This window comes from Nostoc sp., from assembly GCF_036917315.1.
In the GTDB taxonomy this organism is placed as follows: Bacteria; Cyanobacteriota; Cyanobacteriia; order Cyanobacteriales; family Nostocaceae; genus Nostoc.
The window spans coordinates 180,718-205,531 of record NZ_JBALDR010000051.1 but is presented as its reverse complement, the minus strand read 5'-3'; the positions used below and the strand labels follow the sequence as shown (position 1 = coordinate 205,531).

Below are 24,814 nucleotides of genomic sequence, written 5' to 3'. Positions count from 1 at the left end.
GGCTTTAGTAATCTCCCTTGTCTCTTTGTCTCCCTACTTCACTGGCCAAGGAATCATCGGATCGTTAGCTAGCTTTTTCGAGACTTCGTATGCACCAAACCGATTGAGGTGGCTAGGATCGGAAAAGAAATCATTTACTTTTGGCCACTGTTGGCTCAAATCACGATAAATAAAGTTGGGATTAGTAGCCAAACGCAACATATATTGCTGAAATTGTTGCTCATATTGTTTACGCACTGGATCTAAATAATCTCCCGTCAGAGGCATATTGACAAACACTAAAGAGATTTTCTGAGACTGGGTAAACTGAAGCACTTCTTGAAAAGCAGTATCTTGCTGTCCTTCTACTTGGAAAGATTTATAGTCGTTGTCATAATTTCCGGGAACTCTAGAATGTTTTTGATAGTATCTCGCGGGATTAAAACGAATCGACAAGGGTAGAAAGCCATCAAAGTCAACGGCTTGCTGGGAAATACTTTCATCTGAAGTACCGTCTGTCAACTGTTTTTGTGATGCAACTGTCTGATTCTTACCAAATACGAGCAATTGTTTTTGTAGTAAACTTTTAATTTGGTCGCGGTTTTGATAGCTGGTAGAAACAGAGGCTAGAGCTTGATTTAACGACTGATTGACGGCTTCATAAGTACTAATCTCCTGTTTTTCTTCCTTTGTCTTTTCTTCTCCCGAATTTACTGTATTCTCTAGTAAATCATTGCTACTTGCAGTGGTTGCTGTTTTTTGGAATGCTTGCTTATAACCAACGGATGCCGCAAGCGATTTAAAGGTAATATCCTCGCGTCCACCGTTGAAAGCACGCGCCCCATCTGCCCAGATAATTATTTTGGGTAGTTCTGATGGTTCTAGTACGTGACGAATCACAAAGTCTACAACTTGTGCCGTAGCACCGTTGATCCCGAAGTTAAACACGTCAAGATTTGGATAGCCTTGAGTTGCTAAAGCTTTAGAAAGTGCTGCGGGATCTACTCCTCTGAGGGCGCGGGAGGAGCCAATAATTAACACATCTGGGGGACTACCAGTTCTAGCTAAACGCTGTTTATAGAGTGCTAGTTGCTCGTCTAACTGCCTGACATTAAAACTTGGCATCTGCGATCGCGCTGCTAAAAGAATAGCTGTTGCGGTTGCTTTTTCCTTCAGTGGTGCGGCTGCCAAATTATTTTTTGGGGTATCATCACTCTGGGTAAATTCCGAAGCATTAAATACAGAACTCTGATTTGGAGGAGATTTTGTCTTGGAAGTACTACTAAAAAATGTCGTTTTCTCAGTCTGATTTTTCCCAGATGTCAAAGATGCCTTTTGCTCGGAAGATGGAGATGGGAGGGTGGCACTAGCTACTTTTGGCGTGGGCGTATTACGTGCAATAATTCGACCCAATACCCAATCAGTTTGGAGTGTAAGTAATAATCCCAGTGTTCCCCAAACCAGAGCAATTTTAATTCCTTGAACATCATGGTTACGTTCCGCTGACTCGTTGCTTTCGGTAAATAGCTGACTTTTCAGCAGGAATTTTCTCGCAGTTGAACTCGCCGTTGCTATCCAATCTCGCGCTACTTCGGTTACGAAATTTTGAACTTCTTCTGTCGTTAAGTCTGGGCGCAAAATTGGTTCACTAGTCTCAGATGTTACTAAATCGTTAATGTATATAGAAGTAGCAGCAAATTCTGGGGTTGCTTCTGGTACTAAACGTTGGCGATGTTCAAGATCGACGCCATAATGCCAAAAAGGTTCTTTATTCCCAGCACGGCGACCGTACATACGTACTCCTATAATACCGGAAATTTTTAACTGGCGGATAAACTGCGTAATTTTACTTGCTACTTGTTGTCGCTGTGGACAGACAGGTGCATCACACATAATGTGCAATAAACCATTTTTGTTCAGTAGAAGTACGCGAATTCCACCTGTCAATAGTCTCCAATCTAAATCAGGATTGAGTAAGCGCTCTAGTAAAAATACCATCGCTGGTTCATCGCCAGTATTTGCCAAATCTAGTGGTGATATGGCAAAGGCGGGATAGTTTGCTGCGGGTAAAGCCAGCCAATCAATCCAAGTGGGTTCCTTGTCACCTGCTTTTTGTCCGTATATAGTGGCGGCGAGAATGCCTTGAGGAGCGATCGCTTCTAGCTGCGGTAAAATCGCCTCTAAGCACACTACCTTGTCTGGGATCGGAGCAGTTCCTAAAGGATCGAAAGCTGGGATACAAAAAATATGTAGCGTTGATTCTTTTAGAGAAACTTGGACGCCAACTTTTAATCCTGATAATACTTCAGCTAATAATCGAGCGATCGCTTGGACATCTCCCCAACGCGCCCACTCTTTCAGCATCACCTCTGGTGGCGTCAAATCCACCCGCAGCAGCCAATCCGGGGCAGTTTCGCCGCTCACCTGAGAAACAATTACGGCATCTTGGTAGCCGGAAAGCTTGAGATAACGCAACTTTTGTGCTATTGGTTCGGCAAGCAACGATGCATCAGGACTATAACTCGACTGGCAAAATATCCACAGGCGATTTTCTTCTGGCTGAGAATTCTTGGGCTTATATAGCTTAATCTTTACCTGTACCGATACACCTAACGTACTCAGAGTTTCGCTCAAATATCGAGCGATCGCTTCTGGATTGCCTTGGCGTGCCAAACTTTCGTTAGAGACAATTAGCGCCCCACCCGGTTGTTTTGATTTTTCCGAGTCTGCTAGCAGCGCTTGTTGCACCTGATCGAGATGCTTATCTATTTGATTCAAGTGAACTCGATGGCACCATGAGGGGCGCTGTTCCCCTTTTCTGCGGCCATAGACAAATACTTGATATATTGAAGTTTGTTCGCTGCTTGTGAGGATATCTAAGTTTGTTTGCTGTAGTGCTTGCAGCAAATCAGACAAAGTACGCCAACGCTGCGGACATTCTGTACCTTCACAAAGAATATGAAGGTCATTTCCCCGCAACCGGACTTTCACTCCGAAAGTGTTGATCCCTGTTGCTTGGCTCACCCATTGCACTAAGGATTGCTGGCGATCTGGTAATACTGTTTTCATGCTCAGTTAACTTTACAGGAAGCGATGGTTGGGGGATAGTGCCTGCACTTGTAAACTAGAACCATAGGTTTATCACACTCTGACGTTTTTTTTTAACAATTTTGTTACCTTCGTAGCTCACAAAATCGGACAAGATAGTCTTGTATAGGTTGCAAGTCTGACTAATGTTGAGTTTTGCGTTTATTTTACTAATAGGGAGTCAGAAATCAGAAGTTAGGAGTTAGGAGTTAGGAATTAGGGGTTAAAAGTTAGGAGCCAGGAGTCAGAATAATTCTATATGACTGGTTGATAACTTGTCCTTGAAAGCCGGATTTGCGTCCCACTGCTCTAATGCCCCTGATGGGCGAAACAAACAATAAGCTTATCTCATTAAACTCCCTCCCTTTATCGTTGGAGTCATCTTAACTCCTAACTCCTGACTCATAACTCCTAACTCTTTCTTACTCATGCTTCCCATAACCAAAAATTAGCAATGCCTCCTGCCAACCAACAGTCTTCACCTAAACCCGCATCCAATCTGGATTTATTTCCCATTCCTCAATCGTTCCTTTTACAAATAGGTACAGCGTCTATATTACTGCTGCTGATTACTGGAAAAACTACAGTAAGAGCACTAGAAGCCATAGGAGAAGCTAGTGAAGAATTATTTCGAGGCGATCGCCTACCCAATCTAGATTTCCCAGATGAACGCGAAATCAATCAAGATGAGAAGATATACACCAAATAATTATTTGCTCAGGAACAACCCGGTGAGCATTAAGTGCAAAACCTAGAACCGTAAACAGTAATTAGCTTTACAAGAATAGAGAATATGGGTTCCCTTTTATACTCTTCGTCTCAAACTGCTGATATATACCCGGTGTCGGAATTATTTTTGCGCCATCGTCTCCAGGTAGTGGAAGAATTGTGGGAGTCAGTTCTCCGGCAAGAATGTGGTCAAAATATGGTGGACTTGTTGCGTCAGTTGCGCGATTTATGTTCGCCAGAAGGACAAGCAACAAATGACCAAGCATCTTCAGCCGTCAAATTAATTGAACAACTAAATATCAACGAAGCAATTCGCGCGGCTCGTGCTTTCGCTCTGTATTTTCAGTTGATTAACATCATAGAGCAAGAATACGAACAACGGCAGCAATTGAGCCGTTATGAAGCAGAAACAGAGGCTATGGAGCCGGAAACACCGTCTAATGTTAACTATTCTTCCAATCAAAGAGAAGATGATGCGCCCGTTAGCAAGGGAATAGCAGCAGCCTTCCTCAAAAAGAATTATCTCGAAAAGGCGCAAGTCAAACCAAAAGGTACTTTTGCTGCCTTGTTTCCCTATTTATTCAAACTGAATGTCCCACCCCAGCAAATTCAACGTCTAATTGCGCATCTGGATGTGCGCTTAGTTTTTACAGCGCATCCAACGGAAATTGTTCGTCATACCATCCGAGATAAGCAGCGACAGGTGGTACAACTTTTGCAAAAACTGGATACCTTGGAAAATCACTCTGGAACTACACCAGGAGCATATCCTTGGGAAGCAATAGATGTCCGCGAACAATTGCTCGAAGAGATTCGCCTGTGGTGGCGTACAGACGAACTTCACCAGTTCAAACCCACAGTGCTAGATGAAGTAGATTATGCCCTGCACTACTTCCAAGAAGTTTTATTTGATGGCATTCCGCAACTGTATAAACGTTTCAAACACACTCTATCCAATACCTTTCCTTGGCTAGAACCACCGAGTAAAAACTTTTGCTCTTTTGGCTCTTGGGTAGGCTCAGACAGAGACGGGAATCCATCAGTCACACCCGAAATCACCTGGAAAACAGCTTGCTATCAGCGCAAAATGGTGATCGGGAGATATATTCAGTCAGTGAAAAATCTGATTGAATTGTTGAGTGTGTCGATGCACTGGAGTGATGTTTTACCAGACTTACTAGAATCTCTAGAATTGGATCAGTCCCAGTTGAGTGAAGTTTACGACGCGCTGGCGCTGCGTTATCGACAAGAACCTTATCGGCTGAAATTGGCTTACGTACTGAAACGGCTGGAAAATACTCGCGATCGCAATCTAGCTTTGTACAATCGGGAAACGCCAACAAATCAAGATAGCCCCCTATATCGTTCGGGTGCCGATTTTTTAGCAGAACTGCGAATGATTCAGCGCAACTTGACAGAAACAGGTTTAAGTTGTCGAGAATTAGAAAATCTCATCTGTCAAGTAGAAATTTTTGGTTTTAACTTGACACAGCTAGATATCCGCCAAGAATCATCTCGTCACGCCGATGCGCTGAATGAGATCCTGGAATACCTGCAAATATTACCTCAACCTTACAACGAACTATCCGAGGAGCAAAGAGTTGCTTGGCTCACAGGAGAACTGCAAACCCGTCGGCCATTAATTCCGGCAGAATTGCCATTTTCGGAAAAAACCAACGATGTAATTGAAACCTTTCGCGTCGTGCGATCGCTCCAACAAGAATTTGGTCTCAACATCTGCCAAACTTACATTATCAGCATGTGCCGCGATGTGAGCGACGTGCTAGAAGTACTACTGTTAGCCAAAGAAGCCAGACTTTTTGACCCCGCCATTGCCGTCGGAACTATTCAAGTAGTTCCCCTATTTGAGACAGTAGAAGATTTACAACGCTCCAGAAGCGTTATGCGGAAACTATTTGAACTCCCGTTATATCGTGCTTTATTAGCCGGCGGCTACGAACAGACAAAAGCAGAAGGTGCAGATGAAAATTCATCCCCCCCTGCTTCCCCTGCCTCCCCTGCTCCCCTGCTCCCCTGCTCCCCTGCTTCCTCCCCGCTTCCCACAAACTTACAAGAAGTAATGCTGGGGTATTCTGACAGCAACAAAGACTCTGGTTTTTTAAGCAGCAATTGGGAAATTCATAAAGCTCAAAAATCCCTGCAACAAATAGCAGAAAACTACGATCTAAATTTGCGGATTTTTCACGGACGCGGCGGTTCTGTGGGACGGGGTGGCGGCCCCGCTTACGAAGCGATTTTAGCTCAACCAGGTCATAGTATCAATGGGCGAATCAAGATTACCGAACAAGGAGAAGTTTTAGCTTCCAAATATTCCTTGGTGGACTTGGCTTTGTACCACATGGAAACCATCACCACTGCTGTGATTCAAGCTAGCCTGCTGCGAACAGGGTTTGATGATATTGAACCCTGGAATGAGATTATGGAAGAATTAGCAGCGCGATCGCGTCAACATTATCGTGCTTTAATCTACGAACAGCCTGATTTTGTTGATTTCTTCCACGAAGTAACTCCCATTGAAGAAATTAGCCAACTGCAAATTAGTTCTCGTCCCGCACGCCGTCCATCTGGTAAGAAAGATTTAAGCAGTTTGCGAGCTATTCCTTGGGTATTTAGCTGGACGCAAACTCGCTTTTTACTTCCTTCGTGGTATGGCGTTGGCACAGCATTACAAGAATTTTTGAACGCAGAACCAGAAGAACACTTGAAATTACTGCGCTACTTTTACGTTAAATGGCCCTTCTTCAAGATGGTGATTTCTAAGGCCGAGATGACTTTGGCAAAAGTAGATATGCAAATGGCACACCACTACGTCCAAGAACTCTCAAAACCAGAAGATCAACTTCGTTTTGCCAAGGTTTTTGACCAAATTGCTAGCGAGTTCTATCTGACAAGGGATTTGGTGTTAAAAATCACCGATCACAATCGACTGTTAGATGGCGATCCGGTATTGCAACGATCTGTGCAGTTACGTAATGGGACAATTGTCCCCTTGGGATTTATCCAAGTTTCACTACTCAAGCGTCTACGACAGTCCCAAAATACTGCTGCTACTTCTGGAGTTATTCATTCTCGTTACAGCAAAGGCGAGTTACTGCGAGGAGCATTGTTAACTATTAATGGTATTGCAGCCGGGATGAGAAATACAGGCTGATTGGGAATGGGGAATGGGAAATTGGGAATTGGGCATTGGGCATGGCGCATAATGACCAATGACCAATGACCAATGACCAATGACTAATGACTAATGACAAAAAACAGAATTTTAATTTGCACTTTTTTGGCGCTGTCATCAGGTTTTTTTGGTGCTTACACCAGTGGGCAAATCACCATAATGCTGCATAGCCAAAAGTGCCAAAACCAACCTTGGGGTTTAAAGGAGATGTGCAACGCTTGGATGACACCAGGTGCAATGTGGCAAGGTAGCACAACAGGGCTATGGACAGGCACTATCTTAGGGGCGTTTGTTGGTGGTTTAGTGACGCGACAAGCTCGTGATTAGTAAAGAGACCATGCAGTAGGGGCGCAAGGCCTTCATTGGTGTCAACTTAACGTGAAAGTCAGCCTAGAACCAGCTTTGAGATATTGTCTCGTTCCGAGTCTCCGACTGGGAATGCCGTCCTAGAGGCTCTGCCTCCCTAGCTGGCGGCAGAGCCACCAGGAGCAGCATTTCCAGGCTCTGGCTGGAAACGAGGTTTTAAAGGAGTTTCAGCTTAAGTTGACACCAATGCAAGGCCTTGCGCCTCTAAACTAAAACAGATGTGGTTCAAATACATGAAAACTTTTGTAAACGTGAGTTAGGGCAACTTTGGTGTCAGTAAGGCTGGTAAAATCTACCCATAGCGAAGAAGAGAAAATCACCATGCCTACCGAAACTAACCCAGGGAATCAAACTACTACAGGGGCTGATGCGATTGATGAAGCGATCGCACAGGGAATTGATTTTGATGGTTCTGCCATTCCCCCTGCCAAGCTAGAACTTTATGGTAAAGTTATGGCGCTAGAAGGCAACAGACAGCGCAGTGGTGTATCTAATACGATGCGATCGCGTATTGTGCGCATTGGTGCAAAACACATTCCCCAAGCAGAACTCGACCAATTACTTGTAGATGCCGATTTCGCGCCCCTAAAAGAGAAAGAAATTGCCTTTTTCTATAGTGGTAAATAAATAAAGTTAGGAGTTAGGAGTTCGTTGAGATAAGCTACTTTAGTTATGTCTGGCGGCAAACTCTGACACTCCTTCGCACAGGGTAATGCTGCTAATTCCCTACTGCCACACATCTGGGCTTAACACATCTTTACCTCACACATCTTAAATTGCCATCGGTATTTTGGCTTCTTGATTCTTCTCCTAATCTCGTCGAAAAGTGTATCTTCAGCAAGATATTGTCAGCTTTGCCTTGTGTTTGAATTGGCAGATGGCTATATGTACTTGAGTAATAGCTGAAAGACTTGGAGAACAGATGTCAGGAACTACGTCAAATTCAGAAATGCAATATCGAGTTATCGGTAGTACGGGAGAGAAAGTTTCCGCCATCGGATTGGGTGGTTGGCACATCGCCTTAAAGCACGTTGATGAGCAACTGGCTATCCGCATTGTGAGAACAGCCATTGATCGCGGCATCACCTTTATGGATAACAGTTGGGATTACAACGGTGGAGTTAGCGAAATTCGTATGGGCAAAGCGCTGCGCGATCGCTACCGGGATAAGGTGTTTCTGATGACGAAAATCGATGGTCGTTCTAAGAAAGAAGCCACAAAACAGTTAGACGAATCACTTAAACGCCTACAAGTGGATTGCATCGATCTTGTTCAGCATCACGAAATGATTCGATACGAAGACCCCCATCGAATTTTCGACCCAGAAGGGGCAAATGCTGCTTTAATTGAGGCGCGCAAAGCTGGAAAACTCCGATACATCGGCTTCACTGGGCACAAAGATCCCCATATTCATCTACATACGCTGGAAGTTGCAGCGGCTCAAGGGTTTAAATTTGATACAGTGCAGATGCCGCTAAATGTCATGGATGCCCACTACCGAAGCTTTGCAAAGCTGGTTGTGCCAGAACTTGTGAAACAAAATATTGGCGTTTTGGGAATGAAAAGCTTGGCAAACGGTATTCTTTTACGGTCAAAAACTGTAACGCCAATTGAGTGTTTGCATTATGCTTTGAATTTGCCGACATCGGTTGTGATTACCGGAATTGACAGTATGGAAATTCTAGAGCAAGCCTTTGAAGCAGTGCGGACTTTCCAGCCAATGAATGACGAACAAGTGCGATCGCTCTTAGCAAAAACGGCAGAAGCGGCATCACGCGGCGAGTTTGAGCCGTTCAAAACCTCATCAATATTCGACAGCACTGCTCAAAATCCAGATTGGCTAGGAGAAGAACCACAGCGTATCCAGCAATTGATGTCAGCGTGATCCTTTCTTCGTGTTGTCTGTGGAGGAACTTCAGACATCGAATATGCTACCACTGATATCTTTCTGGTTTCATTCGCTCCCAAGCAAAATTCATTTTTACCCAAGCATCCCGCCACTAACTTTTAAAACTATGTCCTCCGGCTTTGAGTGCGCAATGATGACCAATCCAGACTAGAATCACTGATATATAATCATCTGATTCTAGCAACTTTAATTAATGAATTTAAGATTTTGACATCCACCTCGCCGTGAACGGTCGGGGATTCCTAAGACTCACGACTTAGGTTTCTGTTTCTTTCCCTTTCGGCTACGCGCTGCGACTTTCTTCCTACTTGAGTTGAATTAGTAATATTTCATACATTACTTCATCAACCATCAGCCATTCTATGCCTATCCATCAGTACAATTAATCACGGGATCGCTTGCTGTATTCTTCATGATTTGTTACAAAAGTACAAAGAACTTCTAGAGACCCAAAACCACATGTTCGGCGGACTTACTGGTTTACAAGATCCTAAAGGCACAGATTGGGGAGAGCGGATGCTCAACACAGTCGCCAGCCAAACGATTCGCCACCTGTTTACCCAAAGCGAGTCAGTAGAAGTCTTTGTGCGCTGCTACCCCTCCAGCAAGCTCTTGCAAGGCAGCATTGATAGCTTCAAAATGAGCGGTCGTGGCTTAGTGATTCGCAGAGATTTCGCAGTTGAGGAGATGTCGTTTGAAACTGATGCGGTTGCCATTGACTTCGGCTCGGTTTTAAGTGGCAAACTTAGCCTGAAGCAGCCCACTCAAGCGATCGCTCAAGTCATATTATCAGAAGCAGGCATAAACCAAGCCTTTAATGCGGAACTGGTGAAAAAGCGCCTGCTTAACCTCACCGTACCATCACTGACAGAATTATCTGGCGGTGAACCAGTCTCCTTTACAGATGTCCAGATACAGCTATTGCCAGAAAATTGCTTACAGCTTGTAGCAAAAGCAGATTTAAATAATGGCGAACTCGTACCCCTGAGCATGATTCTAACTGTAGGTATTGAAAGACGGCGGCGAGTTTCTTTCAAAGATCCGAAAATTCAACTTGACCAAGTGCCAGAAGCACAACGGGAAATTTCGCAAACCTTGAGCGTAGCGCTGGTAGAAATTTTAGATAATATGGTCGATTTGGATCGTTTTGACCTTGATGGAGTGAAAATGCGCATCAATCGATTAGAAACTGAAGGTCAAAAAATTATTTTCAGTGGATATGCTGAAATTGAACGTATTCCAAATAGCGCTTGATGCAATATTACACGCAAAAAGTTAATGTAAAATGAAGCTTTAAATAAATTAAATACCGCCTAGATGATTCTAGGCGGTAGTTTAAATCTTTAGGTTTTGAAAGGAGTTAGGAGTTGTTAATTATTGTAATTCATTTTTATTTGTCACTCCTAACTCCTAACTCCTAACTCTTAACTTTCTATCTTCCCACACCTACATATTGAAATCCAGCGCGGATCATTGCTTCGGGGTCGAGGAAGTTACGACCATCGATGATAACGGGGTGGGCCATCAGTTTCGCCATCTTCACATAATCCAGAGTGCTGAACTGTTGCCATTCGGTGACGAGTACTAAAGCATCACAGCCATCAGCTAGTCTTTCAGCATCGGTTTCTACTAACACCCCAGAAAGACCATGACGCATACCTGTTTGAGAAATAATGGGGTCGTAGGCTTTGACTTTGGCTCCTAGTCGGTTTAGCTGCTCAATTAGGATGAGTGCTGGGGCGTCTCGCAAGTCGTCGGTATCTGGCTTGAAAGTCAGTCCGAGTAGTCCGACTGTTTTGCCTTTGAGAATTTTCAGAACTTGTTGGAGTTTTTCCAAAGCAATCAACCGCTGACGTTCGTTGACACTGACAGCGGATTTCAGTAGCTGGGCTTCATAACCATAGTCATCAGCAGTGTGAATCAGAGCTGAGACATCTTTAGGAAAACAAGAACCACCCCAACCAATACCAGCTTGTAAAAACTTGTTACCAATGCGTGAATCTAGACCGATACCTTTGGCTACTTGGGTGACATCAGCACCAACGCGATCGCAAATATTAGCAACTTCGTTAATAAAACTAATCTTAGTGGCTAAAAAGGCATTAGCGGCGTATTTGATCATCTCCGCCGAACTCAGGTCTGTTGCCAGAATTGGCACTGGGGGTAAAGATTGATCCTCAGCGTACTTGCGTTCCACAATCGGGGCATACAGTTGTTGCATTAAGGCTACTGCTCTTTGGCTATTGCCTCCTAGTACAATGCGATCGGGGTTAAAGGTGTCGTGAACTGCCGAACCTTCGCGCAAAAACTCTGGATTGCTGACTACATCAAACTCGGCTACAAATTCAGGTAATTTCTCATCATTTGGCACTCCACCAGCGGGTATCAGTTTTTTCTGCCGCTCTGCAACACCATCTAGAACAAGCATCCGCACCCAGTCACCTGAGCCAATGGGTACTGTAGATTTATTCACTATGACTTTATAACCACCGTTGAGATTTTCCCCAATCCCACGGGCTACAGCTTCGACGTAACGAGTATCACTTTCACCAGTCGGTAAAGGTGGCGTTCCCACAGCAATAAACAGAATTTCTCCGTGGGAAACTCCAGCAGCAAGATCGCTAGTAAAATGAATCTTCTCTGTTTGAATGGCAGACTGCATAATTTCTGAGAGTCCCGGCTCAAAAATTGGAGATTGCCCAGACTTCATCAACTTAACTTTTTCTTCGTTGTTGTCTACGCAAATTACATCATGCCCAATATGAGCCAAGCAAGCACCTGTAACTAAACCAACGTAACCAGTACCAATAACGCAAACACGCATTTATTTAACTCCTCACTTATTTGGGCTTAATCTTCAAAAAGAAGTTATCAATTTTACACTTAGACACTTGGGAAAACTCAGCAACTAAATATACTAGCTACCGATGGGTTAGCCTGGATGAAAATTTAGAGCGACGCTAGACGTAACTCAGGTGGTTGAATTATTGACATCGCTTTGAATGCGATCGCGAAAATCTTCTATTGTTAGTTTTAAACCCTCTTGCAGAGGAATGGTAGGTTCCCAATTTAACCAAGTTTTTGCCTTTGTGATATCCGGCTGGCGACGGCGGGGATCGTCCGAAGGTAGTGCCTCGAACTTAATCTGCGCATCTGGATTGATCATATTTTGCACAGTTTGTGCCAATTGTAAAATCGTGTATTCACCAGGATTGCCTAGGTTCATTGGGCCAATGTAGTCGCTATTCATTAGGCGAATGAATCCTTCTACCAAATCGGAAACGTAGCAGAAACTACGAGTTTGCGAACCATCACCGTACACAGTTAAAGGATTACCCTGCAAGGCTTGAACTATAAAGTTGCTCACCACCCGACCATCATTTTCTAACATTCTCGGCCCGTAGGTGTTGAATATCCGCACAACTCGAATATCAACTTTATTTTGCCTGTAGTAATCAAATGCTAGAGTCTCAGCAATTCTTTTACCTTCGTCATAGCATGAACGTATTCCAATGGGATTGACACTACCTCTATACTCTTCAGTTTGGGGATGAACTTCTGGATCTCCGTATACTTCACTAGTAGAAGCTAAGAAAAACCTTGCTTTCACACGTTTAGCTAGCCCCAACATATTCAGTGTTCCCATTACGTTAGTTTTAACAGTTTTAACTGGGTTGTACTGGTAATGTACTGGTGAAGCAGGACAAGCTAAATGATAAATTTGATCCACTTCTAACCGAATTGGTTCGGTAATATCGTGACGGATCAATTCAAAGTACGGATGGCCTAACCATTTCAAAATGTTGCGTTTATGACCAGTGTAAAAATTATCCAAGCATATTATTTCATGCCCAGCAGCCATTAGTCGGTCGATGAGATGGGAACCAATAAACCCAGCACCGCCCGTCACCAAAATTCTCATAGTTTCCCAGTTACTTACAAATATTTTCAGTAGCTATTGCACTTACTTTTAGATTACCCACCTTGGGTACAAAAATACAAAACAAAAAAAAAGAACAAGGCTCAATCAAAAATTGTTGTTGAACTTACCTATTTTTTCAACGCTTGTAGTTTTGTTATATTTTTACCTGTTTTCTTAAGAATTCAATTAGCAAAATAACAAAAATTGTTTAAAAATTGTTTGTTGTTCAGCCGATCTTTATCAAATCTTCAAAAATATAAAGTATTTTTACGGTTATTAAGTTTTGAATTGGATACCAAAAATTAGTCGAGTTCGGGTTGACACTCGCGCTACAAATATATGCAAATAATACAGATGTAAATCCCTACAGGCGATTCATTTATTGCCAATATTTTCGGAAATTTGATGCCTCCGGCAGACTACCCTAACGCAGCCAAAGTCCACTTACTTGAACTGTATTCTGCCTTACATCATACAGCAGATGTAATGCTGCTAACCGTAGTAGACATAATTAAATTTGTGCTTTGAGTGCGTTGCGGTTCTCCAAGCATGATAATTGAGCAGGTGAGTTGTCTGGCTAGCTGGGTTGTGACATCGCTAATGGCTAACCCTCCAGGACTGGTACGATTACGTATAAAAGGTAAAACTACTAAATCATATAATCTTGCTGCCTGCAAAATTGCTTGGGCAACATTTTCGTGAGCGATAATTTGAATTTCTGGGGCATTGGCTAAAGCCAATTTAGATACCAATAGGGAGAGATGCGATCGCCTCCAAGCAATTTTACTAGAACTAGTGCGGCGATCGCACACATTCAGCACAGTAATGTGGCTCTGATTTGCCTCTGCTAGCATCTGGGCAAATTGTACAGGTTGTAATGTCGGTGCTGTTAAATTTTCTATTGGTACTAAGATCCGCTGAATTTTTTTCGGTGATTCTACTAGACGTGTCACTGCTACTGGACAATGAGATGCCCAAAGCACACCATCAATCACATTCCCAAATAAACGCGCTCGTAACCCAGTTCGTTTACCCCAACCCATAACAATTAAATTAGCCTTTTGTTCGCGAGCTGCTCTGCTAATTCCTTGAGCAAAGGCATCATCGATTCGCAGCATTGGTTCTGCACCTACGTCCAAGGCTCGACTTTGTGTCGTGGCTTTATTTAATAACCACTCACTCCGTTGTAGAGACGCTTCTAACTGGGGCGCATCCATCTGAGCAGCAGCAGTAGCGATCGCTAAAGGTATAATTTTGCCCTGAGACTGACGCGCTAATAAAGCGGCCATTTCAATCAAATACTGCTGGGTCTGAGGATTATATATAGGCACGACTATAGTAAAAGCACTGTCTGTTTCTAATGTGTTCTCCTCAGCTAGGGGTGGTGCTGGATCTTCATCTGGTGGGGAATTCAAACCAACAGCTATTCGACTAGTTATCAACGGCCCCAAGGTTGATGTGACAAGCATTAAAATAATCACACTGTGTAATACTTCCAGTGGCAGCAACCCAGCCTGATATCCCACTAACGTTGCTGCTAAGGTTGTACCAACCTGGGGAAGTGACAGCGACCACATCGTTAGCATTTCTTGCCATTTATAGCGGTAAACCAGTTTTGTCAACAAAGCTGCGATCAATTTACTGACAATCAAACCAACTACGATCGACAACGTTAACTTAAGCGTGTTCGGATTGTTTGCAAAAGCAGGTAAATCGATCAGTAAGCCAAGGTCAACAAAGAAAATGGGAATGAACAGCACACTGCCAATAAAGACCACCTTTTCTTTGACTGGGCCTTCACCCACAGCTTCATTCACCGCCAAACCCGCTAAAAAAGCACCAACAATTTTTTCTACCCCAATCAATTGAGCGCCCACAGCTGCCAGAAACACAGAAAGCAACACAAACAAAAACTTGTTTCCTTCATCGTCTCCAGACCGTTTGAAAAATTCTTTGCCTGCCCAATCAAAGCCTGTCACAACGGCCACAGAGTAAATAATTAACCAACCCGACAAAGTGAGTAGTTTCGCAAAGCTGAATGCTTCAGTATGAGAGACAGCTACACAAATGGCTAATACCAGTACTGCGCCAATATTTGTAAAAATTGTAGCTCCAATGGTGACAGTAACAGCTTCGTTATTTACCACTCCCAAACGGCTGATTATGGGGTATGCCAAAAGGGTATAGGAAGCGAATAAAGAGCCAATTAAGATTGAAGTATTCCAGCCATAGCCTAAAATCAGCCCTACTAAAGTTCCCATGAGTAGGGGTACACAGAAAGTAAAGCTAGCAAACCCAAAGGCACGACTTTTTTTTCGGCGAAATTGTTCTAAATCAATTTCTAGCCCAGCGACAAACAGCAAATAAATTAACCCAATGTCTGATAGTAGGTTAATCATCGGTGAGTCAGACTGAAAAAGATTCCAACCTGAAGGCCCAAGTACTAGCCCTGAGAAAACCAAACCCACTAATGCTGGTAATCTTAGCCGCTCAAACACGATCGGTATAACTAAGATGACCACCAGCAAAATAGCAAAGGGAACAATTGGTTCTTTGCCAAGAACTTGGGAAGTTGGTTCCAGAACAAGAACTTGTGATATGAGTTCCATGATGTAGGAATTGAAGGGGCTATGGTAAAACAGCGATTACCTTGGGGGCGATCGCCCGATCAATATGAATAAATAGAGAAGCCACCTGACGAAAAATCAAAAATCTTCTTAATTTACACTAACTAGGCGATTATTTAAGAATTAACTACCTACGGGTGGATTTGACTCAAAATGAACCGTAAGCGATCGTAGTCGTCTTTAAGTAGCACACTTAAGCTACGTCCAGCTTTAATTAGCCATTGTCGGTCAGCTTTGCGTAACTGGTATACATCTCGAATGGCAGCTGCGGTTAAAGACTCTATTGGCGCACCATTTATACACAGCAGTGTCCGTAAAAAATCTAGTTCTTCAGTAAATTTAATGATAGCTTCTGGTTCACATCGATAAACAGCTTGATGAATTTGCGGGGGACGGGGTGGAAGATACTGATATACTCTTTGGTTATAACTTTGATTTTGCGAAGATAGTTCAAATCCCACGATCGCAGCCCGGAATTCTGTGCGGAGCATGGCAAATATTTGGGGTTGTTCCTCCCGTAAGTCTTGCAATGACAACCCTAATGCTCTCGCCCTGTGTACGGAATCTATGGGCATAGTTGTGGCATAATACACTACAGCATAAATTTGATTGCCAGATTCTTCATCTACAGAACAGACCCAACTACCAAAGGGTGGCATCGAGGGAAAGCTTAAATCTTCTGGCTCTAAACACTGAGCTAAAAATTCGGTACTAGTAGTTTCAATCACCTCCGCAATGTGGTTCGGATGGCGATCGCCAGTGGCAAACTGTGGTAGGGGGAGGCGCATAGTGATTTAGTCATTAGTCATTGGTCATTAGTCATTAGTTTTTGCCAAATGACAAAGAACAAATGACTAATGACTAATCTTATTTGGCTTTTTTACGACCGGCGGTGGTTTCTACGAGTTCCAATTCGCTCAGGCGGAAGGTAACTAATTTATCCCAGTTACCACCTTCAAATAATACGGCTACTTTGCCGTCACTCAGCCGTTGCACGAGTCCTTCGTAGCGATAATAGGTATCTGCGGGATTCTTGACGCGAACAGTTGCTCCAGGCAGAATCATTTTTTTAGCCTCGCTTGTTTCCTTTTAATAGCTTAATACTTGTTAATAGTCATTTGTCATTAGTTATTAGCAAAGGACAAATGACTAATGACGAATCAATAATACTTCTGCCTTTGTCGAAAATTTGCTACCGATTCTACTATTCCCAAGGAAATGAAGTTAGTCAGCATCGCAGAACGCCCATAACTCATCCAAGGTAGGGGAATTCCTGCCACAGGTGCTAAACCAACAGTCATGCCAATGTTGACAATCAGCTGAAACACAATCATGGACAAAACGCCAATAGCCAACAAGGAACCAAAGTTATCTTTGGCGGTTTGGGCAACATGCAGTAGACGCAAGCAAATTAAGCAGAAGACAAACAGCACTACCAAACAACCAATAAAACCAAATTCTTCCCCCACTGCGGAAAAAATAAAGTCTGTATGCTGTTCCGGTACGAAATTCAGTTGCGTCATTGGCCCCTTGAACAGACCCCATCCCCAGATTTCACCAGCACCAATAGCAATGCGAGATTGGATTAAGTGATAACCTGCGCCGAGTGGATCGTGATCGGGATTCATGAATACAGTTAGTCGGTCTTTTTGATACTCTTTCAAAACATGGTTCCAGGCGAAGACTCCTAATTCGCCACCCAATATATTGAGAGTCCACGCACCGATAGCACCTAAACCAAATCGACGCCAGGGAAGAGTTTGCCAGCCCACAATAGCCATTGCAACTGACCAAATTAATCCTAATGGCCCAAAAGATAGTTCTTTGAATAAAACTATCGGCTCTGTTAAAGGCCAAGATATACTAAACAAAATGGCGGCAACCACCGGAGAAATCATCAGAATTAACCAGCCTGGGTTAGCATTTGCCCAGTAAAGCATTCCTAAGACGATCGCACCAAAGACTAGTGATGTTGCTAAATCTGGCTGTAAAAATACTAATCCCCAAGGTATAGCGGTGATTGCCAAAACGCGGAAAACACCTTCGAGGCTAGAAGCAGTCCGCCTGTGTAGTAAAGCTGCTAACGTGATAATCATGCCGACTTTGGCAAATTCTGAGGGTTGCACGTTAAACCCGGCGATACTAATCCACCGTTGTGCCCCTTTGGCGCTAGTACCAGCAATCATCACGGCAATTAAACTGAAGTTTGTCAGTGTGTATGTTACCCAGTGCCACTGCATCAAGAGTTCGTAACGGATGCGAGATAAAAATAGGGCTATAAGCACGCCGATACCCGCTACCATCCAGTGCCACCACCAGTCAGTTACTGGCTGCTTCAGTTCCGTACTGAGAATCATCAGGCCGCCAAAAATACTGACAGCAATCGGCAAACAAAAAAGTAGCCAATCTACATGCTGCCAGGGCTTAACCCAAGACTTCCAGCGAATTTTGGGGAGCGATCGTTTTAACAACATTGTGCCAGTTTAGACTTTAGCTTTAATTGTTGGGGATTGGGGTTTGAGAATTAGTCAATAATCAATATTTATTCTTCCCCAACTTCTCTAATCCCTAACACCCAGTCCCTAGTATTCCCAAGCTATAGCCCAGGAAGTAGATAGAAATCAAAATTTATAATTATGTCAGGGCAGCAACTGATACTTTACCAGCAATAGTAAGAGCGATCGCTGTTAATGCTTTTGCTGAAGCTGAATCTGGATCGCCAACAACTATCGGTACACCGCTATCACCACCAACTCGCGTGGAAATCTCTAGCGGTACGCACCCCAACAGTGGCACTCCCAATTCAGCAGCTGTTTTGGAGCCACCACCGGAACCAAAAATGTCATATTGCTTATCTGGTCGATCGGGGGGGATAAAATAGCTCATATTTTCCACGATCCCCAATACCGGAACATTCATTTGCTGGAACATCCGCAATCCCTTGCGAGAATCTAACAGAGCTACGTTTTGCGGCGTGGTGACAATTACTGCCCCTGCCATCGGCACTGCTTGCGTTAAAGTTAACTGAGCATCTCCCGTTCCCGGTGGCATATCTACAATCAGATAGTCCAGTTCACCCCATTCAACTTGATAGAGAAACTGGCGAATTACACCATTGAGCATAGGTCCCCGCCAAATTACTGGTTGATCTCGGTCAATCAAAAAGCCCATTGAAACTAATTTGACGCCGTGATTAAAAGCAGGTTCCAGGATGTCACCTGTTTCAGTAGAACGCACAGTAATTTGAGCATCAGACAAACCCAGCATGGTGGGGTCATTGGGCCCGTAAATATCAGCATCTAGCAAGCCGACTTTCGCTCCAGTTTGGGCTAGAGCCACTGCTACATTCACTGCAACCGTACTTTTACCAACGCCACCTTTACCGCTGGAAACAGCAATGATATTTTTGACTCCAGAAATGCCAGTGCGATCGGGTAAACTTTTTTGTTGCGGTGTTTCTGCCGTCACTTCTATGCTGACATCTGTAACGCCTGGGAGTTTTTTGACAGCTTTCTGACAGTCTTCGACAATAAATTCACGTAAAGGACAGGCAGGAGTGGTTAATACTAAAGTGAAACTAACCTTACCACCGTCAATTTTTACGTTGCGAATCATATTCAGTTCTACCAGACTTTTGCGGAGTTCTGGGTCTTCAACTGGTCGCAAAACTTCTAAGACAGAGCGGGAATCGAGGACATCGTACATAAAAATTCAAAATTCAAAAAGAATAAATACACTTGTGAGGAACATCTTAGCTATTAACTGGATGCCTTCTTAAGTAAGGTCAGCGAAGTTTTATCACTGTTACTGCCGTGATAAAACTTAACAAATAGCATTATTACCTAATAGAATCTTAACTTTCTTTGGGCATTGGGCATTTAAAAGAAACAGAAGAGCAGGGTGGTACTCTTGCTGAGGGGAGAAAACTCTTCTCCCCTGCTCCCCTGCTTCCCTGCTCCCCTGCTCCTCGGTAATCAGAGCGCAGCCTCTCGTAGAGAAGTGCTGCTCCTTTGCTTGTTCCCGAATCCCCAATACCTAAAAATCAAAACAACTGTCATTAAGGGATTTTTTATTACCAGATACCGCTGGTAATGCCGTCTTTTCTACTGCCTCGACTAAAGATCGTGCAACGCGGTCTGCATAAGGACGAGATAAAGACCAAATCAAGGGCGATAACCAACCCCGTAGGGTTACAGAATAAGACAAACAAGTACCACAAACTGTTGACTCTACTTGGTAAGTTATCCGTTCCTCTATTCCAGGAATCGCCATCACGCGGATACTCAGCATCTCTCTGGGATTGACGCGTTCTACAAAAATTCTGATAGGAATCGGTGAAAAGCGTGTTACAGCTTGAAAAATTAATCCTGGTTTGGGTACTAATCCGTGGGGAACATTAGTACTCTTAAGTTGTGGATGCCAAGAAACATCTGTTAAGTCAACCACTTTTTGCCACAATTCATCTACAGAAGCAGAACTAATCTCTCGATAAGTCCACACCAGAGAAGCGCAAAACCGACGACGTTTGCGGTGGATGAATTTGGATAACCAGCCTTGCATTTTCCTAATCCTCCTCCCTAGACACTTTCTGGTAACTCTGGTATGGCGTTAAACTACGCTTAACTGCTAAATTAAAACTTTCTCAAAAATGCCCTAAACATAGCAAGCCCCGATTCGATACACACCCTAACAGCCAACATCAGCAATATGGTAAAAAATTTCTGAGTGGGCCAGTCAAATCGTTGATACCTCAAGCTTAAGACTAAAATTTAGTCTTTATACCAGAATATTCCAATTAATAATTTCAAAAAAAACTAATTCAATATACAAGCCTATACGCATTTGAGGGAAAATAACTCTAGTGATGCCCATCAATCGTATAAATGCTTAACCCAGGAAGAAAAAAGCGGGTTGGGCAAATAGAGCTAGATTGTTGGCGCGTGTTTCCCCCAAATTTTAAAATGAAAAATTTGTGGCTTTCTGGAAATTGTAATTTAGGTTCGGGAATCTATGTTGACCAACTCGCAAACACCAACTGTAGAAGCAGAATCATCCAAGTCTTTGCCAGCACCTGACGCTCAGGCTAGGGTCAGTCAGTTTATGAAACAACTGCAAGTCGAAATTACCGAATCATTGGCAAAACTAGATGGTGTGGCTAAGTTTAATGAAGATAGTTGGGAACGCCCAGAAGGAGGAGGAGGGCGATCGCGCGTGCTGCGAGATGGTGCAATATTTGAACAAGCAGGTGTAAACTTTTCTGAAGTTCAGGGTTCCCATTTGCCACCCTCAATTTTAACCCAACGCCCGGAAGCCGCAGGGCATGGCTTTTATGCCACAGGCACTTCAATGGTCTTACATCCTCGCAATCCTTATGTGCCTACAGTTCATCTCAATTATCGCTACTTTGAAGCGGGGCCAGTGTGGTGGTTTGGTGGCGGTCTTGACTTGACACCTTATTACCCCTTTGCTGAAGATGCGGCACATTTACACAAAACATTAAAGCAGGCTTGCGACCAACACCACCCAGAGTATTACCCGGTGTTTAAGAAGTGGTGTGATGAATATTTCTACCTCAAGCATCGTGACGAGACAAGGGGTGTAGGTGGTCTGTTTTTTGATTACCAAGATGGGCAGGGTGCTTTATATCGCGGGCCAAATCCCAATGGGGAAGCGGCTATTTATAGCAACCAAGTGGGAACACCAGCAACCCGCAATTGGGAAGATTTGTTTGGCTTTGTGCAAGACTGTGGCAGAGCATTTTTACCAGCCTACGTACCAATTGTAGAACGGCGCAATGGGATAGAGTATGGCGATCGCCAACGGAATTTTCAACTCTACCGCCGGGGACGTTATGTAGAATTCAACTTGGTTTATGACCGAGGCACTATTTTTGGTCTGCAAACCAATGGACGCACCGAATCAATTCTCATGTCCCTACCTCCCTTAGTGCGCTGGGAATACGGCTATCAACCGGAACCCAATTCCCCTGAAGCCGAGTTGTATGACACTTTCCTCAAACCTCAAGATTGGATCAATTGGACACCCAAATAGTTCTGAGTGCTGTTAGCGGATAGCTAGGGTTTAGCCCGTGCTGAGTTTGGAGTTTGGAGTTTGGAGTTATAAGAAAGCGATCTTCCCCCGCTGTCTCATTTCCCTCATTCCCCACTCCCCACTATTTTGGTGAGTTATAACTACTAAAGTTAAGCACTTAGTCGAAAAGGGTGACAAATTTAGCTATAGCTTGTTAATCTCAAGTGACAGCATTAGAAAATTCTGTCACTAGTTAATCTTAAAAGGAATGCCACGGGGAGGGCTTTAGTGATTCATATAGACCAAAAAACTTATACAACCCAAGACGGAAACACTGTTATCGTCTTGACACCATCAGGCCGTCTGGATATCACCACGGCTTGGCAATTTCGCCTGAAGTTACAAGAGTGTATTTCCAAACTCAGTCGCCATGTAGTTGTAAATTTGGCTCAGGTAAATTTTATTGATAGTTCTGGTCTTACATCTTTGGTAGCTGGAATGCGTGATGCTGATAAAGTCAAAGGCAGTTTCCGCATCTGCAATGTACATCCAGAAGCCAAACTCGTGTTTGAAGTGACGATGATGGATACTGTTTTTGAAATCTTTGAAACAGAAGAGGAAGCTTTAGAAGGTGTACCTCGTAGCATTGCCAGCTAAAAAAGAGTTAGAAGTTAAGAGTGAGGAGTTAATTCATAACTCATAACTTTATTTTATTGAATACTGATTTCGCTTGGTGTAGCGATAAGGGCCCATAATCGCTCCCCAGGTTGCTTTTCCAGTTGCGGGATCAATTCCTTTGTCGTAGCTGTGAAATTCTGTCGCTGTAGCTGCAAAACCCAAAGAAACATGGATGCTATTGCCAAGATAAGTAAAGCTACAACTAGTCTCTGGTAGTGGGGTAGCGGTAAACTTATAGCGATCGCCAGGTAGTTTCTCCTGAGTAACTGTTAGGATACAACCTGGTAGTAAATCTAATTGTTCGGATGTCAGTGTGTTTAATAAAGCAGGATTATCACCTGCGCCTTTTAATGCACCTGGATCTTGAGGCATATAATATTGTACTTCCACCGTTGCGTCAGAGTCGCTGCTTTGACGCAACCGGATAATTCGCTGGCGATAAGGTTGATCTAAGGTAATAACGTTAGCCTGTTCAGCAAATAAGGTGATGCTATCTTCTGCGAACAGATTAACTGGTCTTTGCCACAGACGGAGGTGGACATACCAAACTGGTTCTGCTATGGCTTGTTCCCGATTATCAAATTCACCAGCTAGGTACTCACCTAAAGCAATTAACTGTGGCGAGAAGTTCATAAATACAATAAATCGTTAAGGATAATAATTTTTGGCTAGTTTTTTAGGAGAAAAGGTCTTATTTGCTCTAATTACCAGCTTATAAAATACTTTTGATGTGTATATATTGTAAATGAAACCGTCACCCGCTAAAAGCTCAACTTGGCAAAGTAGCCTTTAAGCGAGAAAATAAAGATACGTCGCCCTTAACATTTCTTTTTTCTTTGTGAATAACGTCCGTACAGTCTCTGATACAAAGCGAACTTTCTACAATCTTCACACCCGTCCGATCAACACTATTTATCGTCGGGTAGTAGAAGAATTGATGGTGGAAATGCATCTGCTGTCAGTAAATATCGATTTTAGCTACAATCCAATTTATGCCTTGGGTGTCGTCACTACTTTTGACCGCTTCATGGAAGGCTATCAACCAGAACGGGATCGAGAATCAATTTTTAACGCCTTATGTCAGGCTATAGAAAAAGATCCGCAACAATATCGACAGGATGCCCAAAGATTGCAAGCTGTAGCTAAAGGTTTGCCAGTTAAAGATTTAATTGGGTGGCTGGGCCAAACTACTTACTTAGATAGAGATGCTGACTTGCAAGCAAACCTACAAGCGATCGCCAATAATCCTAACTTTAAATACAACCGTTTGTTCGCAATTGGTGTATTTTCGTTATTAGAACAATCAGATCCCGAATTAGTCAGAGACGAAAAGCAACTCACTGAGGCGCTAAAAGCGATCGCTGCTGGCTTGCACCTCTCCGATGACAAACTCAACAAGGATTTGGAGTTATACCGTTCTAACCTAGATAAAATGGCGCAAGCGCTAGTAGTGATGGCAGATATCCTCTCAGCCGATCGCAAAAAACGCGAGCAACGTAAACAACAATCAACTACCCCAGTTGCTCCCCCAAGTTCCAACGAATAGTTAGAATTTGACAATGATGAGTTAAGAGTTAGGAGTGAGGAATTGTTAATAACTCCTCACTCCTAACTCTTAGCCTTAGACGCCCAATATTTTGTATATTAAGCTGTTAATTATAGTCAGCGTAAATGCCCCAATAACAGCGCTCCAAATTCCGTAGCGCAAGCGAAAGCCCTCTACTAACCAAGCAGCAATACTAAAACAAACCACGGCAATCATAAATGTGAAAATGCCGGATAATAAGTCCAAAGTGAGTAGATTTGGTACTGCAAAAATGAGGCTTAAAATCGGTCTGACTATTGCCGTTACGATACCAAGAACTGCGGCAGAAAGAAACGCTTTACCAGGAGTATCAATTTCAACTCCCAAAGGCAACTTACTAATTATCAACAAGCTGATAGCGGTTACGACCCAAACAATTAAAAGCGTCACGATGTTCATGCCACAACCCCTGATACTAATTAGTAATTCGTAATTCGTAGTTCGTAATTAGGACACACTGAAGCACGCTTGATACAAGCGCTTTTCAATCTGTTAACCTATTTGAACATCCTTCCCCAATTTGGTATGAAATGTGGATGGTAATTGGTGATTATGTTCCTCAATCTATAGGTGGAAAAATCTTTAAAGCTCAACCAATTATTTGTAAATTAGCAGCTTTTTTTTCTTTAGCCGAGATTTATTCTAGATATCTTTAGGTTTGGTAAAAGACTTGAAGGGGGAATTGGGAATGATGAGTGGGGGACAAGGA

The 24,814-nt window shown here is 43.3% G+C and carries 20 protein-coding genes; 9 read left to right on the top strand and 11 right to left on the bottom strand.

Annotated elements, in window-relative coordinates:
- Positions 1-33 precede the first annotated feature (33 nt).
- A complete protein-coding gene (locus V7K84_RS25085) occupies positions 34-3,048 on the bottom strand; it encodes a DUF1574 family protein (protein WP_334842038.1) in 3,015 nt (1,004 codons plus the stop codon).
- 472 nt (positions 3,049-3,520) lie between these two features.
- Between V7K84_RS25085 and V7K84_RS25080 the strand changes: the two genes are divergently transcribed.
- From V7K84_RS25080 to V7K84_RS25055, 6 genes are all read left to right on the top strand, one after another.
- Complete coding sequence (locus V7K84_RS25080) at positions 3,521-3,775, top strand: hypothetical protein (protein WP_334842036.1); 255 nt, start codon at positions 3,521-3,523, stop codon at positions 3,773-3,775.
- A gap of 84 nt (positions 3,776-3,859) precedes the next feature.
- Positions 3,860-6,967, top strand: coding sequence for a phosphoenolpyruvate carboxylase (locus V7K84_RS25075; RefSeq protein WP_334842035.1), 3,108 nt, complete (start codon positions 3,860-3,862; stop codon positions 6,965-6,967).
- A 93-nt stretch (positions 6,968-7,060) separates the two neighbouring features.
- Positions 7,061-7,315, top strand: a complete 255-nt coding sequence (locus V7K84_RS25070; protein ID WP_334842034.1) for a hypothetical protein — start codon at positions 7,061-7,063, stop codon at positions 7,313-7,315.
- A 360-nt stretch (positions 7,316-7,675) separates the two neighbouring features.
- Complete coding sequence (locus tag V7K84_RS25065) at positions 7,676-7,981, top strand: small RNA NsiR4-regulated ssr1528 family protein (protein ID WP_334842033.1); 306 nt, start codon at positions 7,676-7,678, stop codon at positions 7,979-7,981.
- 295 nt (positions 7,982-8,276) lie between these two features.
- The gene (locus V7K84_RS25060; protein ID WP_334842032.1) at positions 8,277-9,239 is read left to right on the top strand and encodes an aldo/keto reductase; all 963 of its coding nucleotides are present in this window, start codon (positions 8,277-8,279) and stop codon (positions 9,237-9,239) included.
- Positions 9,240-9,722: 483 nt separating this feature from the next.
- Positions 9,723-10,517 (top strand): LmeA family phospholipid-binding protein, encoded by a 795-nt coding sequence (locus V7K84_RS25055; protein ID WP_334842030.1) that lies wholly within the window; start codon positions 9,723-9,725, stop codon positions 10,515-10,517.
- 178 nt (positions 10,518-10,695) lie between these two features.
- On the opposite strand, the gene V7K84_RS25050 is transcribed toward V7K84_RS25055, so the two are convergent.
- The 8 genes from V7K84_RS25050 to V7K84_RS25015 all read right to left on the bottom strand — a co-directional run bounded on the left by V7K84_RS25050 (position 10,696) and on the right by V7K84_RS25015 (position 20,372).
- The gene (locus V7K84_RS25050; RefSeq protein ID WP_334842028.1) at positions 10,696-12,087 is read right to left on the bottom strand and encodes a UDP-glucose dehydrogenase family protein; all 1,392 of its coding nucleotides are present in this window, start codon (positions 12,085-12,087) and stop codon (positions 10,696-10,698) included.
- Positions 12,088-12,234: 147 nt separating this feature from the next.
- A complete protein-coding gene (locus V7K84_RS25045) occupies positions 12,235-13,185 on the bottom strand; it encodes a UDP-glucuronic acid decarboxylase family protein (RefSeq protein ID WP_099099803.1) in 951 nt (316 codons plus the stop codon).
- A gap of 470 nt (positions 13,186-13,655) precedes the next feature.
- Entirely contained in the window at positions 13,656-15,794 is a 2,139-nt protein-coding gene (locus V7K84_RS25040) for a cation:proton antiporter domain-containing protein (protein ID WP_334842026.1), read from the bottom strand.
- 149 nt (positions 15,795-15,943) lie between these two features.
- Complete coding sequence (locus V7K84_RS25035) at positions 15,944-16,600, bottom strand: HAS-barrel domain-containing protein (protein ID WP_292735362.1); 657 nt, start codon at positions 16,598-16,600, stop codon at positions 15,944-15,946.
- A 79-nt stretch (positions 16,601-16,679) separates the two neighbouring features.
- Entirely contained in the window at positions 16,680-16,877 is a 198-nt protein-coding gene (locus V7K84_RS25030) for an NAD(P)H dehydrogenase subunit NdhS (protein WP_099099801.1), read from the bottom strand.
- Positions 16,878-16,972: 95 nt separating this feature from the next.
- Positions 16,973-18,286, bottom strand: a complete 1,314-nt coding sequence (gene rodA / locus V7K84_RS25025) for a rod shape-determining protein RodA (protein ID WP_334842020.1) — start codon at positions 18,284-18,286, stop codon at positions 16,973-16,975.
- Between the two features lie 160 nt (positions 18,287-18,446).
- Positions 18,447-19,517: an Mrp/NBP35 family ATP-binding protein gene (locus V7K84_RS25020; RefSeq protein WP_334842019.1), complete on the bottom strand. Its 1,071-nt coding sequence runs from the start codon at positions 19,515-19,517 to the stop codon at positions 18,447-18,449.
- A 330-nt stretch (positions 19,518-19,847) separates the two neighbouring features.
- Positions 19,848-20,372, bottom strand: coding sequence for an SRPBCC family protein (locus V7K84_RS25015; RefSeq protein WP_334842018.1), 525 nt, complete (start codon positions 20,370-20,372; stop codon positions 19,848-19,850).
- 450 nt (positions 20,373-20,822) lie between these two features.
- On the opposite strand from V7K84_RS25015, the gene hemF reads away from it, so the two are divergent.
- Together hemF and V7K84_RS25005 are read left to right on the top strand one after the other, a co-directional pair.
- Complete coding sequence (gene hemF, locus V7K84_RS25010) at positions 20,823-21,863, top strand: oxygen-dependent coproporphyrinogen oxidase (protein WP_334842017.1); 1,041 nt, start codon at positions 20,823-20,825, stop codon at positions 21,861-21,863.
- A gap of 267 nt (positions 21,864-22,130) precedes the next feature.
- Complete coding sequence (locus V7K84_RS25005; RefSeq protein WP_094351701.1) at positions 22,131-22,499, top strand: STAS domain-containing protein; 369 nt, start codon at positions 22,131-22,133, stop codon at positions 22,497-22,499.
- Between the two features lie 48 nt (positions 22,500-22,547).
- Here the strand turns inward: V7K84_RS25005 and V7K84_RS25000 are convergent, their stop codons facing one another.
- Positions 22,548-23,153, bottom strand: a complete 606-nt coding sequence (locus V7K84_RS25000) for a chromophore lyase CpcT/CpeT (protein WP_334842014.1) — start codon at positions 23,151-23,153, stop codon at positions 22,548-22,550.
- Between the two features lie 205 nt (positions 23,154-23,358).
- On the opposite strand from V7K84_RS25000, the gene psb29 reads away from it, so the two are divergent.
- Positions 23,359-24,066, top strand: coding sequence for a photosystem II biogenesis protein Psp29 (psb29, locus tag V7K84_RS24995; protein ID WP_334842013.1), 708 nt, complete (start codon positions 23,359-23,361; stop codon positions 24,064-24,066).
- A 75-nt stretch (positions 24,067-24,141) separates the two neighbouring features.
- Here the strand turns inward: psb29 and V7K84_RS24990 are convergent, their stop codons facing one another.
- On the bottom strand, positions 24,142-24,504 hold the full coding sequence (locus tag V7K84_RS24990; protein ID WP_289798955.1) for a phage holin family protein: 363 nt from the start codon (positions 24,502-24,504) through the stop codon (positions 24,142-24,144).
- Positions 24,505-24,814 lie beyond the last annotated feature (310 nt).

What these genes read in the sequence shown, in the direction of transcription:
- V7K84_RS25085 (WP_334842038.1), bottom strand. Translation starts at nt 3,048, where the DNA reads ATGAAAACAGTATTACCAGATCGCCAGCAATCCTTAGTGCAATGGGTG.
- V7K84_RS25075 (WP_334842035.1), top strand. Translation starts at nt 3,860, where the DNA reads ATGGGTTCCCTTTTATACTCTTCGTCTCAAACTGCTGATATATACCCG.
- V7K84_RS25030 (WP_099099801.1), bottom strand. Translation starts at nt 16,877, where the DNA reads ATGATTCTGCCTGGAGCAACTGTTCGCGTCAAGAATCCCGCAGATACC.
- V7K84_RS25080 (WP_334842036.1), top strand. Translation starts at nt 3,521, where the DNA reads ATGCCTCCTGCCAACCAACAGTCTTCACCTAAACCCGCATCCAATCTG.
- V7K84_RS25070 (WP_334842034.1), top strand. Translation starts at nt 7,061, where the DNA reads ATGACAAAAAACAGAATTTTAATTTGCACTTTTTTGGCGCTGTCATCA.
- V7K84_RS25020 (WP_334842019.1), bottom strand. Translation starts at nt 19,517, where the DNA reads ATGTACGATGTCCTCGATTCCCGCTCTGTCTTAGAAGTTTTGCGACCA.
- V7K84_RS25035 (WP_292735362.1), bottom strand. Translation starts at nt 16,600, where the DNA reads ATGCGCCTCCCCCTACCACAGTTTGCCACTGGCGATCGCCATCCGAAC.
- V7K84_RS25045 (WP_099099803.1), bottom strand. Translation starts at nt 13,185, where the DNA reads ATGAGAATTTTGGTGACGGGCGGTGCTGGGTTTATTGGTTCCCATCTC.
- hemF (WP_334842017.1), top strand. Translation starts at nt 20,823, where the DNA reads ATGTTGACCAACTCGCAAACACCAACTGTAGAAGCAGAATCATCCAAG.
- V7K84_RS25055 (WP_334842030.1), top strand. Translation starts at nt 9,723, where the DNA reads ATGTTCGGCGGACTTACTGGTTTACAAGATCCTAAAGGCACAGATTGG.
- V7K84_RS25000 (WP_334842014.1), bottom strand. Translation starts at nt 23,153, where the DNA reads ATGAACTTCTCGCCACAGTTAATTGCTTTAGGTGAGTACCTAGCTGGT.
- V7K84_RS25065 (WP_334842033.1), top strand. Translation starts at nt 7,676, where the DNA reads ATGCCTACCGAAACTAACCCAGGGAATCAAACTACTACAGGGGCTGAT.
- V7K84_RS25015 (WP_334842018.1), bottom strand. Translation starts at nt 20,372, where the DNA reads ATGCAAGGCTGGTTATCCAAATTCATCCACCGCAAACGTCGTCGGTTT.
- rodA (WP_334842020.1), bottom strand. Translation starts at nt 18,286, where the DNA reads ATGTTGTTAAAACGATCGCTCCCCAAAATTCGCTGGAAGTCTTGGGTT.
- V7K84_RS25060 (WP_334842032.1), top strand. Translation starts at nt 8,277, where the DNA reads ATGTCAGGAACTACGTCAAATTCAGAAATGCAATATCGAGTTATCGGT.
- V7K84_RS24990 (WP_289798955.1), bottom strand. Translation starts at nt 24,504, where the DNA reads ATGAACATCGTGACGCTTTTAATTGTTTGGGTCGTAACCGCTATCAGC.
- V7K84_RS25040 (WP_334842026.1), bottom strand. Translation starts at nt 15,794, where the DNA reads ATGGAACTCATATCACAAGTTCTTGTTCTGGAACCAACTTCCCAAGTT.
- V7K84_RS25050 (WP_334842028.1), bottom strand. Translation starts at nt 12,087, where the DNA reads ATGCGTGTTTGCGTTATTGGTACTGGTTACGTTGGTTTAGTTACAGGT.